The 14,505-nt window shown below is 62.6% G+C and carries 15 protein-coding genes; 6 read left to right on the top strand and 9 right to left on the bottom strand.

From position 1 onward, the window contains the following. Positions 1–136 precede the first annotated feature (136 nt). Positions 137–1,579 (top strand): exodeoxyribonuclease I, encoded by a 1,443-nt coding sequence (sbcB, locus tag AC1DS5_RS05895; protein WP_477717324.1) that lies wholly within the window; start codon positions 137–139, stop codon positions 1,577–1,579. 316 nt (positions 1,580–1,895) lie between these two features. On the opposite strand, the gene AC1DS5_RS05890 is transcribed toward sbcB, so the two are convergent. From AC1DS5_RS05890 to AC1DS5_RS05855, 8 genes are all read right to left on the bottom strand, one after another. Further along, positions 1,896–2,519, bottom strand: coding sequence for a glutathione S-transferase (locus AC1DS5_RS05890; protein ID WP_477717523.1), 624 nt, complete (start codon positions 2,517–2,519; stop codon positions 1,896–1,898). Between the two features lie 83 nt (positions 2,520–2,602). Beyond that, a complete protein-coding gene (trhO, locus tag AC1DS5_RS05885) occupies positions 2,603–3,553 on the bottom strand; it encodes an oxygen-dependent tRNA uridine(34) hydroxylase TrhO (RefSeq protein WP_477717323.1) in 951 nt (316 codons plus the stop codon). Between the two features lie 113 nt (positions 3,554–3,666). After that, positions 3,667–4,419, bottom strand: a complete 753-nt coding sequence (locus AC1DS5_RS05880; protein ID WP_477717322.1) for an ABC transporter ATP-binding protein — start codon at positions 4,417–4,419, stop codon at positions 3,667–3,669. Continuing rightward, the gene (locus tag AC1DS5_RS05875; RefSeq protein WP_477717321.1) at positions 4,409–5,167 is read right to left on the bottom strand and encodes an ABC transporter permease; all 759 of its coding nucleotides are present in this window, start codon (positions 5,165–5,167) and stop codon (positions 4,409–4,411) included. Before AC1DS5_RS05875 ends, AC1DS5_RS05880 begins: the two co-directional genes overlap by 11 nt. 13 nt (positions 5,168–5,180) lie before the next feature. After that, complete coding sequence (locus tag AC1DS5_RS05870) at positions 5,181–5,639, bottom strand: cupredoxin domain-containing protein (RefSeq protein ID WP_477717320.1); 459 nt, start codon at positions 5,637–5,639, stop codon at positions 5,181–5,183. A 2-nt stretch (positions 5,640–5,641) separates the two neighbouring features. After that, positions 5,642–6,229: an SCO family protein gene (locus AC1DS5_RS05865; RefSeq protein ID WP_477717319.1), complete on the bottom strand. Its 588-nt coding sequence runs from the start codon at positions 6,227–6,229 to the stop codon at positions 5,642–5,644. Positions 6,230–6,243: 14 nt separating this feature from the next. After that, positions 6,244–7,251, bottom strand: a complete 1,008-nt coding sequence (locus AC1DS5_RS05860) for an ABC transporter substrate-binding protein (protein ID WP_477717318.1) — start codon at positions 7,249–7,251, stop codon at positions 6,244–6,246. Between the two features lie 288 nt (positions 7,252–7,539). Next, positions 7,540–8,169: an NADPH-dependent F420 reductase gene (locus AC1DS5_RS05855; protein ID WP_477717317.1), complete on the bottom strand. Its 630-nt coding sequence runs from the start codon at positions 8,167–8,169 to the stop codon at positions 7,540–7,542. 106 nt (positions 8,170–8,275) lie between these two features. On the opposite strand from AC1DS5_RS05855, the gene AC1DS5_RS05850 reads away from it, so the two are divergent. Next, positions 8,276–9,205 (top strand): LysR substrate-binding domain-containing protein, encoded by a 930-nt coding sequence (locus tag AC1DS5_RS05850; protein ID WP_477717316.1) that lies wholly within the window; start codon positions 8,276–8,278, stop codon positions 9,203–9,205. A 74-nt stretch (positions 9,206–9,279) separates the two neighbouring features. Continuing rightward, positions 9,280–10,200 (top strand): ketopantoate reductase family protein, encoded by a 921-nt coding sequence (locus AC1DS5_RS05845; RefSeq protein ID WP_477717315.1) that lies wholly within the window; start codon positions 9,280–9,282, stop codon positions 10,198–10,200. A gap of 123 nt (positions 10,201–10,323) precedes the next feature. Here the strand turns inward: AC1DS5_RS05845 and AC1DS5_RS05840 are convergent, their stop codons facing one another. Next, complete coding sequence (locus AC1DS5_RS05840; protein ID WP_477717522.1) at positions 10,324–11,196, bottom strand: LysR substrate-binding domain-containing protein; 873 nt, start codon at positions 11,194–11,196, stop codon at positions 10,324–10,326. 131 nt (positions 11,197–11,327) lie between these two features. Between AC1DS5_RS05840 and AC1DS5_RS05835 the strand changes: the two genes are divergently transcribed. From AC1DS5_RS05835 to AC1DS5_RS05825, 3 genes are read left to right on the top strand one after another with little or no spacing between them, the layout of a single operon-like run. Then, on the top strand, positions 11,328–12,308 hold the full coding sequence (locus AC1DS5_RS05835) for a Bug family tripartite tricarboxylate transporter substrate binding protein (protein ID WP_477717314.1): 981 nt from the start codon (positions 11,328–11,330) through the stop codon (positions 12,306–12,308). A 6-nt stretch (positions 12,309–12,314) separates the two neighbouring features. Further along, positions 12,315–13,754 carry an N-acyl-D-amino-acid deacylase family protein gene (locus tag AC1DS5_RS05830; protein ID WP_477717313.1) on the top strand — a complete coding sequence of 480 codons (1,440 nt, stop codon included), beginning with the start codon at positions 12,315–12,317 and terminating at the stop codon, positions 13,752–13,754. Further along, positions 13,751–14,494: an aspartate/glutamate racemase family protein gene (locus tag AC1DS5_RS05825; RefSeq protein ID WP_477717312.1), complete on the top strand. Its 744-nt coding sequence runs from the start codon at positions 13,751–13,753 to the stop codon at positions 14,492–14,494. The genes AC1DS5_RS05830 and AC1DS5_RS05825 overlap by 4 nt, the downstream gene beginning before the upstream one ends. Positions 14,495–14,505 lie beyond the last annotated feature (11 nt).

Genomic DNA, 14,505 nt, shown 5'->3' with positions numbered 1-14,505 from the left:
TAGCATCATGCTATCGGCCTTTTTCATGGGCCTTTTTATGATCCTTTTCATGGCGCTATCAAAATAATAGCTACCCGCGACCAAGCTATCTGGGTCAGGGCTCAATTTCTCCTATAAATATTCCAAGCATCAATCCATGGCGCCGCACACCTTCCTCTGGCACGACTACGAAACCTTTGGTCTGAATACCCGGCGCGACCGGCCTTCGCAATTTGCCGGCATCCGGACGGACGCCGAACTGAACGAGGTGGGCGAGCCGCTCATGCTCTATTGCCAGCCCGCCAACGACTACCTGCCCGACCCGGCCTCCTGCCTGATCACCGGGATCACGCCTCAGCTGTGCCTGGAGCGCGGGATCCCAGAGCACGCGTTTGCCGCGCAGATCGAACAGGTGCTGGCCGAGCCCGGCACCATCGGCGTCGGCTACAACACCATTCGTTTTGACGACGAGGTGACGCGCTACCTGTTCTGGCGCAACCTGATTGATCCCTACGCGCGCGAGTGGCAAAACGACTGCGGCCGCTGGGATTTGCTGGACGTGGTGCGCATGGCCTATGCGCTTCGCCCCGAGGGCATTGTCTGGCCCGTCAAAGAGGACGGCAAACCCAGCTTCAAGCTGGAAGACCTGGCGCGCGCCAACGGCCTGCTGCACGAAGCCGCGCACGACGCGCTGTCGGACGTGCGCGCCACCATTGCCCTGGCCCGGCTGATTCGCACGGCCCAGCCCAAGCTGTTTGATTTTTGCCTGGGACTGCACAAAAAGGACCGGGTGGCCGCTGAACTGGGCCTGCCCGCCAGTCGGCAAAGCGCCATGCCGTTTCTGCATGTGTCGGGCATGTTCCCCCCGGAGCGCGGTTGCCTGGCCGTGATGTGGCCGCTGGCGACGCACCCAACCAATAAAAACGAGTTGCTCGCCTGGGATCTCGCGCATGACCCGAGCGAACTGCCGATGCTCGACGTGGCCACGCTGCGCCAGCGCCTGTTTACCCGGGCCGCTGACTTGCCTGAAGGCGTGCTGCGCCTGCCGCTGAAGTCGGTGCACCTCAACAAGTCGCCCATGGTGGTGCGCAAGCTGCAAACCCTGACACCCGAGATGGCGGCGAAGTGGGGTGTGGACATGGACGCGGCGCTGCGCAATGCCGAAAAAGCGGCCGGCCTGCCCGACATGAGCGCCATCTGGCCCGAGGTGTTTCAGCGCCCGAAAGAAGCCGCGCCCGACGTGGACGAAGACCTCTATGGCGGTTTTGTCGGCAATGCCGACCGGCGGCGGCTGAACCAGCTGCGCGCGCTGTCTCCTGCCGAGCTGGCCCACAGCCGCACCGGCTTTGACGACGACCGCCTGCAAGAGCTGCTGTTTCGCTACCGGGCCCGCAATTTTGCGGACACCCTGGCGCCGGAAGAAGCCGAGCGCTGGGAAGCGCATCGGGTGGCGCGCCTGCTGGAAGGCGAGGGCGGCGCGCGCAATGTGGATGCGCTGTTTGCCGAAATCGACACGCTGTCAGAAACGGCCGACGAGCGCGGCCAGGCGATTCTGGGTGCGCTGTATGACTACGCCGAGGCTATTGCGCCGGAGTTGTAGCCCAGGTTCGTTTGTCGCAATCGATGGCTGGATTCGGGTTCAGCCCTCACCCCAGCCCTCTCCCAGGGGGAGAGGGAGTAATTCGCACAACACCATACAACCAAGCCCTATAACCAACTTTTTGCAAGAGCTGCAAGGCTGCAAGAGTTGAAAGAGTGCCCCTTCTTGCTCCTTCTCCCTCTGGGAGAAGGTTGGGATGAGGGCCGTTCCCGCTTCGGTATTTGTCTTTTTCCCCAACCGGTGCCTTGTTTCTCTGGAGTCAAATAGACATATAGCCCAATGAATACCAAGGAATGAGGCTATTAAATTAATAGCATCACTCGGTCGCAGCCCGCCAGGGCGCATGTTTCTCCATCACGCCTTGATAGAGCGCACTCGCTTCAAACCCCGCTAGCCAGACCTGCAACCGCGGCCAGGGCTGCGCTGCAAACCATGCGGCATCGGTGTGCGCAAACTGCCGCACGAAAGGCAGCAGGGCCATGTCGGCCAGCCTGGCGGTGGGGCCAAACAACCAGCCTTTCCCGGGCATACCGGGCACACCGTGCAGCATTGTTTCCAGCTCACCCAGCCAGCGCCCAGCCGCGGCACGGTGAGCCTGTGCAAACCCTTGGGCGTCACCGGCTGACTCCTGCGGGTACCGGTTGGGGTATTTGTAGCGGTCCAGGTGCTGCTTGAATTCATCATCGTTCTGGCTGATCAGTGCCTGCATGTCCGCCATCGAACCGTGTTGCGGTACGAGCCAACCCTCCGGGTCGTTTTGCCCCAGCGCCCACAGCATGATGTCCAGGCTTTGCTCGATCACCTGACCATCCGGCAGAACCAGCACCGGCACGGTGCCCTTGGGCGATGCGGCCAGCATTTCGGGCGGCTTGCTGCGCAGCACCACCTCGCGCAACTCGCAGCGCTGGCCACTCACGGCCAGCGCCAGCCGTGCGCGCATGGCGTAGGGGCAGCGGCGAAAGGAATACAAAACCGGCAGGGGGCGGTCTGCCGGGGCGGTTGAGGCGGGCGTCACGGCCGGGTTCAGGACTTGTCCTGCTGCCGCACGCCAATATGCGGCTGCTGGCGCGCCTCGGCCAGCTCGACCTGGCGCTGGCGCTCGCGGTAGCCCTGCTTTTGTTGCTCGGTTGTGGTCGCGTGGCAGCGCGCGCAGCTCACCCCCAGCTCGAACAGCGGGGAGGCCCGGTCTTCCTCGCTCAGCGGATCGCGGCAGGAGCGGCACAGCGTGTAGTGGCCCGCGTGAAGGCCGTGGCCTACCGAGACGCGTTCATCGAACACAAAACACTCGCCCTGCCAGTAGCTTTGGGCTTCAGGCACGGTCTCCAGGTATTTGAGGATGCCGCCTTCCAGGTGGTAAACCTCGTCAAATCCCCTGGAGCGCAGGAAGGCCGTGGATTTCTCGCAGCGGATGCCGCCGGTGCAGAACATGGCCACCTTGGGCTTTTTGCCGTCCACCGGGGCCAGGCGGCCGCCTTCGGCCATCTCGCGCTCCACCCAGCCCGGCAGTTCCGAAAAGCTGAGGGTGGCCGGGTTGATGGCGCCCTGGAAGGTGCCAATGGACACCTCGTAGTCGTTGCGCGTGTCAACCAGCACCACCTCGGGGTCGTCGAGCAGGTGGTTCCAGTCCGCGGGCTTGACGTACTGGCCGGCCATCAGGGCGGGGTGCACCTCCGGCACGCCCAGTGTGACGATCTCCCGCTTGAGCCGCACCTTCATCCGGTAAAACGGCATGTGGGCTGCCCAGGCTTCCTTGTGCTCCAGCGTGGCCAGGCGCGCATCCTGCCGCAAAAAAGCCAGCACGGCATGTACCCCCTTGGCCGGGCCGGCAATCGTGCCGTTGATGCCTTCTGCGGCCAGCAGCAGGGTGCCTTTGACACCATGGGACTCGCAGCAGGCGAGCAGGGGCGCCTGGAGCTCGGCAAAGTCGGGGAGCTCGACGAATTTGTAGAGGGCGGCAGTCAGGAATTCAGGCATGGGAGGTGAAATAAAGCTGCGCCTCACAGCGCTGCAGCTTCAATCGTAACGGGTTCGTGCCCTCCATTGGGGCGGTGGTGTTGTTGGCGAAGTGACTGCGAGCGCTTGAGCGTTCAGCTCACCCCAAGTTCACCCAAAATCTGCTCTTTCATCTGCTGCATTGCCGGACTGGACAGTTTGCGCGGGTGCGCAAACGGCACCTCGAAAGTCGCCTGGATGGTCGCCGGGCGCGGCGACAGCACCAGGATGCGGTCGGCCATGAACAAGGCCTCTTCCACGTCATGCGTGATGAGCAGCACGGTATGTCGCTCTTCCGACAGGATTCGCATCAGCTCGGTGCGCATGCGCAGGTTCATCAGCGCATCCAGCGCGGAGAAGGGCTCGTCCATGTACAAAATCTCGGGCTTGACCACCAGCGCACGCGCCAGCTCCACCCGCTTGAGCATGCCGCCCGAGAGTTCGTGCGGGTAGCTCTTTTCAAAGCCCTTGAGGCCCACCATGTCGGTGTAGTGGTCGGCCAGCGCGGCCTTGTCGCCATGGCCGTTGCCGTTGAGCCCGAACATCAGGTTTTGCTGCACCGTCAGCCACGGAAACACCGAGCCGTGCTGCGAGATCACAATGCCCTTGGGGCTGGGCCCGTTGCGCTGCGCGCCGTCGATGCTGATGCTGCCCGAATCCGCGTGCTCAAAGCCCGCGATGATTTTTATCAGGGTTGATTTGCCGCAGCCCGACGGCCCGACGATGGCCACAAACTCACCGTCGGCAACCGACAGGCTGACGCCATCGACGACGGGCAGCGCCGCCTTGCCCGGGGCAAAGCTCTTGCGGATGTCCCTGACTGAAATCTTGGCGTCTTTAACGTCCATAGCGCCACCTGATCGATTTGAGGCCTTCCAGGCGGCGCATCGTGCCGTCCAGCAAAAGTCCGATGACGCCAATGATGACCATGCTGGCGATCACCAGGTCGTAGCGGTTGCCTGCGTTGCGTGAGTCCATGATGAGGTAGCCCAGGCCGGAGCGCAGGGCGATCATTTCTGCCGCCACCACGACCAGCCACGCCACGCCCAGGCCAATGCGCATGCCAACGATGATTTCGGGCAACACGGCGGGAATGATGACCTGGCGGAACAGGGTGTAACGCGACACGCCAAAATTGTCGGCCGCCCGCAGATAGCGCTTTTCGATGGTGTGCACGCCGGCAGCGGTTTGCACAATCATCGGGAAGACCGACGCGATAAAAATCAGGAAAATCGGCGAGACATTACCCACGCCAAACCACAGGATGGCCAGCGGAATCCAGGCGATGGGTGATATGGGCCGCAGGATCTGGAAGATCGGGTTGAGCGTGCGGTAGGCGCCCTCCACACGGCCCATCCACAGCCCCATGGGCACGGCGACCAGGGTGGCGCTCAAAAAGCCGATGCCCACCCGAAACAGCGACGCGCTTATGTGCTCCCACAGCGTGCCGTCTGCGACCAGCTCCATGGTGCCGGTCACTACCTGCAGCGGCGTGGGGAAAATCACGCTCTCGGTCTGCAGCACGATCACCCACCAGCAGGCGATCAGCGCCACCAGCACGGCCAGCGGCGCGAGGATATTTTTTAGTTTTTCCACCCAAACCCTTCGCTTACAACAATTGGTTTCTTAGCGCCGCATACGCTGCGGCCGCACGCCACTGCAGGCGCTCCCAGGCGGTTTCCGGCTTGGGCACAACCACCACGCTCATCTGCCCGCTGGCATGCGCGGAGCAGGCAAACTGATAGTTTGACGCCACCTCAAACGGCAGGCGGAAACTCTGGCCGGGCATGATCAGCACCGGCCCGAATGCCTGCGGTACATCGTCCAAATTTTTCAGGAGCAGCACGTCGTTCAGGCCCAGCGTGAGGCGGACTTCGGACGGAAGAATCGCGAGCTTGTCGCCGGCCATCCGGCGCGCCCAGGTGCCCTTGGGGATTTCGAACAATTCGACCCTGGACATGGCGGAGACGGGGGCAAGCGCGGCCCATCCGAATGCGCCCAGCGTGCAGGCGGCAAGCATCAACAGCAGCAGCCAGACGCGGCGCAGGGACTTCACTTGTCTCGGCACGCTTATTTCTTGAGCAAAATTCTGGCGTCATGCACGATGTCGTCGGCACTGCGCCCGAAAGGCATTAGCCCGCGCAGGCTACCCTGGCGGTCTACAAAGTAGAGGTAAGACGAGTGGTGCACCGCGTAGTTGGTCTTGCTGCCCTCGACCATTTCTTTTTTTGCGGTGATGCCGTAGTCCTGGCGCACCTTCTCCATCTGGGCCGGCGTGCCGGTGACGCCGACAAACGTGGGGTCAAAAGCCGCCAGGTACTTGCGCAGGAGGTCCGCCGTGTCCCGCTCGGGATCGACCGTAACGAAAACCACCTGCACTTGATCGGCAAGCGTGCCCAGCTTCTGGCGTGCCTGCGCCAGCATCGCCAGCGACTCCGGGCAAACGTTGGGGCAGGAGGTGTAGCCGAATTCAAGAATGACCAGCTTGCCGCGGTAGCGGCTCAGTTGCAGGTCGGTGCCGGCTGTGCTGCGCAAGCTGAAGTCCGGCGCCATGCGCGGCGGCTCGAACACGCCGGACTTCAGGCCCGAACTGGCAGCCGCGCCAGCTGTGGCGGCGAAAAGAAGCAGCGAAAAAAAGACGGGTAGTGCGCGATTCAAGGGGTGTCCTGAAGTCAGAGTGTGATGGTGACGGGCTTGATGTTTTTGACAAAACTCTCGTCCACATAGGATTCGTAAGCGACCGGGCGCTTGATGGTGCCGGCTTCGAGCGACAGCTTCATCAAATCGTCAAACTCCGCCTTGATCATGCGCAGGTCGCCATAGGTCACACGGTCCGCCGGGTTTTCCATGACAAAGCGGATGATGTTCGGGTCCTGGTTGAAAAATTTGCGGCCCGCAGCAATATCCACGGCCTTGTTGCGGCTGGCCGGCCCCAGGTCAAGCCAGGTGCCGGCCGCCTGCACGTAGTTCACCAGCTCCTGGACCAGCGGGCGGTTGTCCTTGATCAGTTCTTCGCGCACCGTGAGCACGCAGCAGATGTAGTTGCGCCATTCGTCGCGTGTCATGGACAGCGGACGGGCATAGCCCGCGCGCTGCGCCGCCGCCCCGAAGGGCTCGCCGGTGCAATAGGCATCCACCGCTTTGGCGTACAGGGCGGCAGGCATGTCGGGCGGAGCCATCTCGATGATCTCGATGTCCTTGGGCGTCATGCCCTCTTTGGCCAGCATCTTGCGCAGGAACAAAAAATCGACAGCAAAGCGGCTCGGGATGGCGATTCTTTTGCCTTTCAGGTCGGTAAATCGCTTGTGCGCGGAATCGGTGCGCACCATGATGACCGCGCCCGAGCGGTGCCCCAGCGAGACGATCTTGAGGGGAATTTTCTTGTCGGTCAGGTCCATCACCAGCGGCGCCAGCATGTAGGCCGCCTGGATGCGGCCCGTCATCAGGGACTCCTTGATCTCCGGCCAGCCGCTGTACTTGCTGTATTCAAACTCAAACGCCGGGCCGCCGCCCTTGGCATTGCTGGCGGCCTTGGCCATGCAGGCGACTGGCAGGGTGAGGTTGCAGGTAACAGGCAGGCCGCCGACCAGAATCGACTTTGCCGCTGCAGCCGAGGAAACGGCGGGCAGGCAGGGCAGCGCTGCCGCCATGGCCCCGGCCAGCACCTGTCTGCGTTGCATGCCCTGTGGGCTTGCCTTATGGATTGGGTTCATCGCCGGTACCTTGCTGTCATTGAATGGTCAGTGCGCAAGGGATGGAAGGCCAGTGGCCGATGCGAACATTCATTTATTCATTGTAGGTTGGCAGCCCTTGACGAGGTCCATAGCAAGCCCCTGGCAAGTTTGTTCAGTAGTTCTTCATGGTAAACGAGGCACGGCCTCCAGTCAGCCGCCGGCCAGCCGGGATTGTGAGCAGAAGAAGCTGCGGACCCGGCCGTGTATCTTGTGCCGGGCGCCAGCGCATTGACTTCAGCTGAAATGCACAAGGTTGAGAATTGGCAGCGGGCCGCCGGGAAACTGCGCCAGGCGCCCACCCACAGCCAAAGAGCCGAGGTCGATTCCCGAGAATCCGAGCTGGCTGATCAGTGCAGCCACGGTCGCCTTTGCCTTGACGTCGTCGCCCGAGAAAAACAGCACGCGTTTGCCGCCCTGGTCGGCGGGGTCTGTGGCCAGCAGTTGCGCGACAAGGTGGTTAAAGGCCTTCACCACGCGCGCGCCGGGCACCAGCTCGGCAAACACTTCGCTGGAAACGCGGCCGTTCAGGTCTACGGGCGTGAGCGAAGGTATTTCGACCGCGTTGTTGGCATCAATGACGACACGGCCGCCAAAGTTGGGCAAACCGGCCAGCGCGGCAGGCAGGCGGCCCCAGTTGACGGCTACCAGCACGATGTCTTTTGAGGCCGCCTCCTTGACGGTGCCGGCGTGGATGGTGGGGCCAAGTTCGCGCACGATGTCCTTGAGCGAGTCCGGGCCGCGGCTGTTGGACAGCGTGGCATGGATGCCCTGGCGGGCCAGGGCTTTGGCAAATGCCGAGCCGATGGCTCCGGCGCCGATGATCCCGATGGTGGGGGTGTTGCTTGTGGTTGAGGGGGTAGACATAAATTCACTCCTTGGTTGTTGATGGGTGAATGATGGGTTTTTGATTGCCTTTTGATAAGCCGGTAATTGGTTGAATTATTTTCAAGCATTGCTTTAAGATGGCGAAATGGAAACCCTGGCCAACCTCGAATCGTTTGTTCGCAGCGCCGAAGGCCGCAGCTTTTCCGTGGCGGCGCGGCGCCTGGAGCTGACGCCTGCCGCCGTGAGCCGCAATGTGGCCATGCTGGAGCGAAACCTGGGCGTACGGCTGTTTCAGCGCTCAACCCGCAAACTCACGCTGACCGAAGCCGGTGAACGCTTCCTGGCGTCGATTGGCGGCAACCTCATCGCACTGCAGTCCGCCATCGCGGCCGTCTCCAGCGACAGCGGCGACCCCGTCGGCTCGCTCAAGGTCAGCATGTCGCCTACCTTTGGCATCGACTACATCGTGCCGTTGCTGCCGGCTTTTCTGGACCGTTATCCGCTGATTCGCCCTGACTGGCACTTTGAAAATCGCCCGGTCGACCTGATCGCCGAGGGGTATGACGCAGCTATCGGCGGCGGCTTCGAGCTGTCGCCGGGCGTCGTGTCGCGCGCCTTGGCCCCGATCCACCTGGTCGCCGTGGCGTCGCCCGCCTATATGGCAGGCCAGCAGGCCCCAGCCGACCCTGCGGGCCTGGCCGGGTTCAAAGGTATCGCTCTGCGTTCCAGCGGAACGAGCCGGGTTCGCCAGTGGGTCATGCGCGATGCGGCCGGTGCTGAGGTTCCAGCAATTTTTATGGAGTCAATGGTCATGAACGACCCGACCGCCATGCGCGCCGCGGCGCTACTGGGCCTGGGCGTGACGCTGCTTGCCGTGCCCGACGTGCTGCCGTGGCTTGAACGCGGCGAACTCGTCAGGCTGCTGCCGCGCTGGTATGTGGATGCCGGCGCGATCTCGATCTATTACGCCACGCGCAGCCTGATGCCTGCCAAAACCCGCGTGTTCATCGATTTTGTGGTCGCGGCTTTCGAGCGCGATCACCTGGGCCGGCGTTTTGCCGGAAGCCTCGGCTAAGCGGCCTGACGGCCTGCAAACACGGCGGACTTGACCCACAATCCTTGTCTTCGCATCTCTCTGAAAGCCACCTCATGACCCAATCCCTCAAAGTCGCCGTGATGGGCGCCGGCGCCGTCGGTTGCTACTTCGGCGGCATGCTCGCTCGCGCCGGGCACGAGGTGGTGCTGATCGCCCGGCCCCAGCATGTGGAAGCCATCGCCCGCGACGGCCTGCGCATGGAAACCAAAACCTTCGACGAGCATGTGCGCCTGGCCGCCAGCGCAGACCCGGGCGCGGTGCAGGGCGCCAACCTGGTGCTGTTCAGCGTCAAGTCCACCGACACCGAATCGGCCGGCGCGCTGATTCGGCCGCACCTGCCGGCCGATGCCCTGGTGCTGTGCCTGCAAAACGGTGTGGACAACGCCGACCGCCTGCGTACCGTGCTGCCGCAGCACGCCGTGGCCGCCGCGGTGGTGTACGTCGCCACCGAAATGGCCGGCCCCGGCCACGTCAAGCACCACGGCCGCGGCGAGCTGGTGATCGAGCCGGCTGTTTCCAGGTCCTTTTCCAGCGAAGGTGTGGCCCAGGCCCTCATTGCCGCCGGTGTGCCGACCGAGATTTCTGACAACGTGCGCGGCGCGCTGTGGGCCAAGCTGATCCTCAACTGCGCCTACAACGCCGTCTCGGCCATCGCCCAGCTGCCGTATGGCAAAACGGTGCAGGGCGAGGGCGTGAAAGACGTGATGAGCGACGTAGTGGCCGAATGCCTGGCCGTGGCCAAGGCCGAGAGCGTGCAGGTGCCCGGCGACGTAGACGCCGCCATCCGCAAGATCGCCGAAACCATGCCCAGCCAATTTTCATCGACCGCGCAAGACCTGGCGCGCGGCAAGCGCAGCGAGATCGACTACCTCAATGGCCTGATCGTGAAGCGCGGCGAGGCGCTGGGGATCAACACGCCGGCGAATCGGGTGTTGTGGGCGTTGGTGAAGTTGATGGAGTCGAAGAGACCTTAGGACCCTTAGGGCCCGCGTTCTCGCGCGCCTTCGAAGGGAGGGGGCAATCTCTTCGCTTCAGCGCTCCGGGTTGCCGAGCAGTGTGGAGATCACCCGCCAGTGCCGCGCTTCCCGGCTGCCAATTCAGACCTGCTCTGCCGCCGCCTGCGCAAGCAGCCAGGTGCGAAATACCTTGAGCGCTTCGAGCCCGGACGATTCTTCCGGATAGACCAGGTAGTAACCGCGTGTAGACACCCATTGCTTCCTTGAAAGCCGGCGCAACCGGCCGGTCGCTACCGCATCGTTGGCCATGAAGTCAGGCAGCAGCACTGCGCCCAAACCTACCACCGCAGCATTCAGGGCCATCGACATCAACTCGTAGCGTGGCCCCTCTTGCCCGGTACCGATTTCGATGCCGGAGTGGTCGAACCATTTTTGCCACGCGTCCAATACCGTCGTGTGGTGCACCAATGCGGACAACGGTGTCCGGGACGTTAGCGATTTTCCGTTTTTGGCGATCCATGCCGGTGAGGCATACGGTGACATCGCCAGCGGCAAAACAAAATCGTTGTGCAGCCCGGCACGCTTCCCGTCGCCAAATTCGAGTGAAGCGTCCACCGGCGTGCTCTTGAAATCAACCGACCCTACTCGGGTGGCGAAATTCAGGGTGATCTCGCTGTACGCGCGCGTGAAGTCTGGCAGGCGCGGAATTAACCAATAGCTGCCCAGCGACGCGCCGACCGACAGCGTGAGCGAACCCCCGCGTCCCTTAAGGGCCATAACATTGGCCGTCGCGCGTTCGAGGCGCTGGAGAATGGTGCTCACTTCGTCCAGGTAATAACGGCCGGCTTCGGTGAGGATGACCGCATCCCGGCGCCGCACAAACAGCTTTACGTCAAGGCGGCTTTCAAGCGCCATGATCTGACGGCTGACTGCGCCCTGCGTCAAGTGCAGCTCTTGCGCGGCTGCAGTGAAGGACCGCAACCGTGCGCTAGCCTCAAGGCATACCAGGGACATAGTGGAAGGTGCGCGCAACATCATGGTGCATGAGAAAAAAACATGGAAGACGCACAAATTGTCGTTTGTAGCTAAAGATTTGTCCAAGCATCATTCAGTTTTCTCATTGCCCAACCTTAAAGGCAGCCCCCATGACCGAATTAAAAGCGAACCGGCGAACGCTCCTCAAACTAGGTGCCATCGCGATGGCCTCATCGCCCCTGCTGGCACGCGCTGCCTGGCCAGACCGGCCCATCCGGCTAATCGTGCCGTCTGCTGCAGGCGGCTCGCCCGACAACATTTGTCGCATCCTGACTAGCGAGTTGATGAAGACGCTGGGGCAGCCTTTTGTGATCGACAACAAGCCTGGCGCAAGCGGCAACATTGGCATGCAGGAGATTGCACGCGCCGCGCCGGATGGCTACACCCTGGGCTACGGCAATGTGGGCACGCTGGCGATCAACAGATCCCTTTTTGCGAAGCTGCCTTACGACCCCGACAAGCAACTGGTCCCGGTAGCGCTTATCGGCTATGTGCAAAACGCGCTCGTCGTCAGGAACGACCTTGGCGTGAAGAACGTGACCGAGTTGATCGCACTGGCCAAATCCAGGCCCGGCAAACTCAGCATGGCTTCTCCAGGCAACGGCACCACGGGCCATCTGGGTGGTGAGTTATTCAAGAGCATGACGGGCACCTTTATGACCCACGTGCCCTATCGTGGCAGTCCGCAGGCCATTCAGGACCTGATGGGCGGTCAGGTCGACCTGATGTTCGATAACCTGTCGTCCATCGCACCGCACATCAAGAACGGCCGTATCAAGGCACTCGGCGTTTCAGGCCGGGCGCGCAGCCCGCTGTTTCCCGACGTGCCGACCATTGGCGAGTTCATCAAGGGCTATGAAACTACTGCTTGGGGCGGTATCGTGGCGCCCGCCGGCACACCGCGCGACATCGTGATGCGGCTCAACGGCGAAATCAACAAGGTACTGGGTAACGCCGCGATCAATGAGCGCTATGCTGCCATTTCCTTCGAGACAACCATCGGGCCGCCCGACCGCCTGTTTGATCGCGCCCTGCGGGAGACACGGATGTGGGCGGAGGTCGTCAAGCGCGCCGGCGTTCAGGTGGATTGAAAGCGTATGTTCGATTTCATCATTGAAGGCGGCGAGGTCATTGACGGGACTGGGGCGGCCCGGGTGCGTGCCGACCTGGGTGTGTCCCAGGGAAAAATCGTCTCCATCGGCGACCTGTCGTCTGTGCCGGCGAGCGAACGGGTAAGCGCACACGGGCGGATTGTCGCGCCGGGCTTTATCGATGCGCATACCCATGATGACCGCTTGCTGCTCATGCCCACGGTGGGCCCCCACCCCAAGCTGTCACAGGGCGTGACGACGGTTGTGTCCGGTAATTGTGGGGTCAGCCTTGCCCCGCTGGAGACTGAAAATCCGCCACCGCCGCTGGACATCCTGGGAACGGACGGCTGGGTATACCGGAGTTTTTCGGCATATCTGGATGCGCTGGCCCAGTCCAGTCTGGCCGTCAACGTCGCCTGCCTCGTCGGCCATTCCACGCTACGGGTCAAGTATGTGGCGGACCTTGAAAGGGCAGCGACGCCTGCGGAATCGGCGGGCATGGCGGCCGAGCTCACTGCCGCACTGGCTGCAGGGGCTATCGGGCTGTCGACGGGTTTGTACTACCCACCGGCAAAAGCCGCGACGGCCGAAGAAGTGATGGCCGTAGGCGCGCAGCTCAAGGCAGCCGGGGGCATCGTGACCATGCACATCCGCGACGAAGGCGATGCCATCGACGAGGCGCTGCGCGAGGCACTGCACATAGGCCGGGAACTGGGTGTGGGCACCGTGATTTCCCATCACAAACTGGTCGGCACAGCCAACCACGGCCGGTCCGTGCAGACATTGGCCATGCTGGAGCAAGCGGCGCAAGGGCAGTCGGTGTGCTTTGACTGCTACCCCTACAACGCTTCGTCCACCATGCTGCTGTCGTCCCGTGTGAAACAGTCGAGCGATGTGCTTGTGACGTGGTCCCAGCCTGAGCCTGGCGTTGCAGGACGCTCCCTGAAAGATCTTGCGCGCGAGAGAAATCAATCCGCAGAAGAGGTGGCGCAAGCATTGCAGCCGGCCGGAGCCATCTACTTCGCAATGAGTGAGGAAGACGTCAGCCGTATCCTGAGCCACCCGATGGCGATGATCGGCTCGGACGGCCTGGCACATGACGTGCGGCCGCATCCGCGCTTGTGGGGGACCTTTCCCCGGGTGCTGGGACACTACGTGCGCGAGAGAAAGCTGTTCCCGCTTGAGGCCGCCATCTACAAAATGACGGGACTCACCGCACGGCGTTTCGGCCTCGCCGGCCGGGGAACCCTGGCAGTGGGAAATCACGCGGACATCGTTATCTTCGATGAGCACCGTGTGAGCGCCAACGCCAGTTACGAGCATCCCACCGAAGTAAGTTCGGGGATCGATGCAGTTTTTGTCAATGGCCGCCTCGCCTGTCGCGATGGCCTCACCGTCTGCGTGGATGCAGGCACGGTGCTCCGCAAGCAGGGTGCTTTGCCATGACCGCGCCGCATGTTGTTGGCATTCTGGGGGGCATGGGTCCGGCGGCCGGCAGTGACTTTTCAAGACTCTTCGTCAATGCCTGTGAAGTTGTTCTGGTCGCGCGGGGCGAGCCCGTCACCGACCAGGCGTTCCCCGAACACTGGCTGGCCCAAGTCCCCCTGCCAGACCGCACTGAAGCCCTCTTGGGAGAAAAAGAAACGCCGCTGCCAGGAATGCTCAAGGCCCTGCGGCAACTATCGGCGTTAGGGGCCAGGTCCGTCGCGGTGGCCTGCAACACCGCACATGCCTGGCATGAGGAACTGCAGGCTCGCTGTCCCGACATTGAACTGTTGCACATCGTCAGGGAAACGACCCGGCAACTGGCTATCGAGGGGGTAACCGCTGTCGGGCTGATGGCCACGGTGGGAACGCACCGCCTCGGCTTGTACGAGGCCTCTCTTGGTCGCGCGGGAATTCGCCATTACGTACCGACCGCTGAAGAGCAGGCGCTGGTCATGCGAGGAATCGTTCAAGGCGTCAAGGGAGGTGACCTTCCCTTGGCGCGGGCCTGTTTCGAAGAGGTCGCCGGGCACCTGGCGCTTCGGCATGGTGTCAAGACCCTTGTCCTCGCCTGCACGGAAATCCCCCTGGCGTTGCAATCCGTCCCAGGCTACCCGGAGGTGCGCCTGGTGAATCCGGCTGATATGCTGGCGAAGGCGTTGGCAGAACGTGCGTATTCGCAAGCAGGCTTCTTTGGCTGACCAAGCAGGCT

Source organism: Polaromonas sp. P4_H1, from assembly GCF_056400945.1.
The sequence above is the reverse complement of the archived record's forward strand: the minus strand, read 5'-3'. Positions and strand labels throughout refer to the sequence as shown.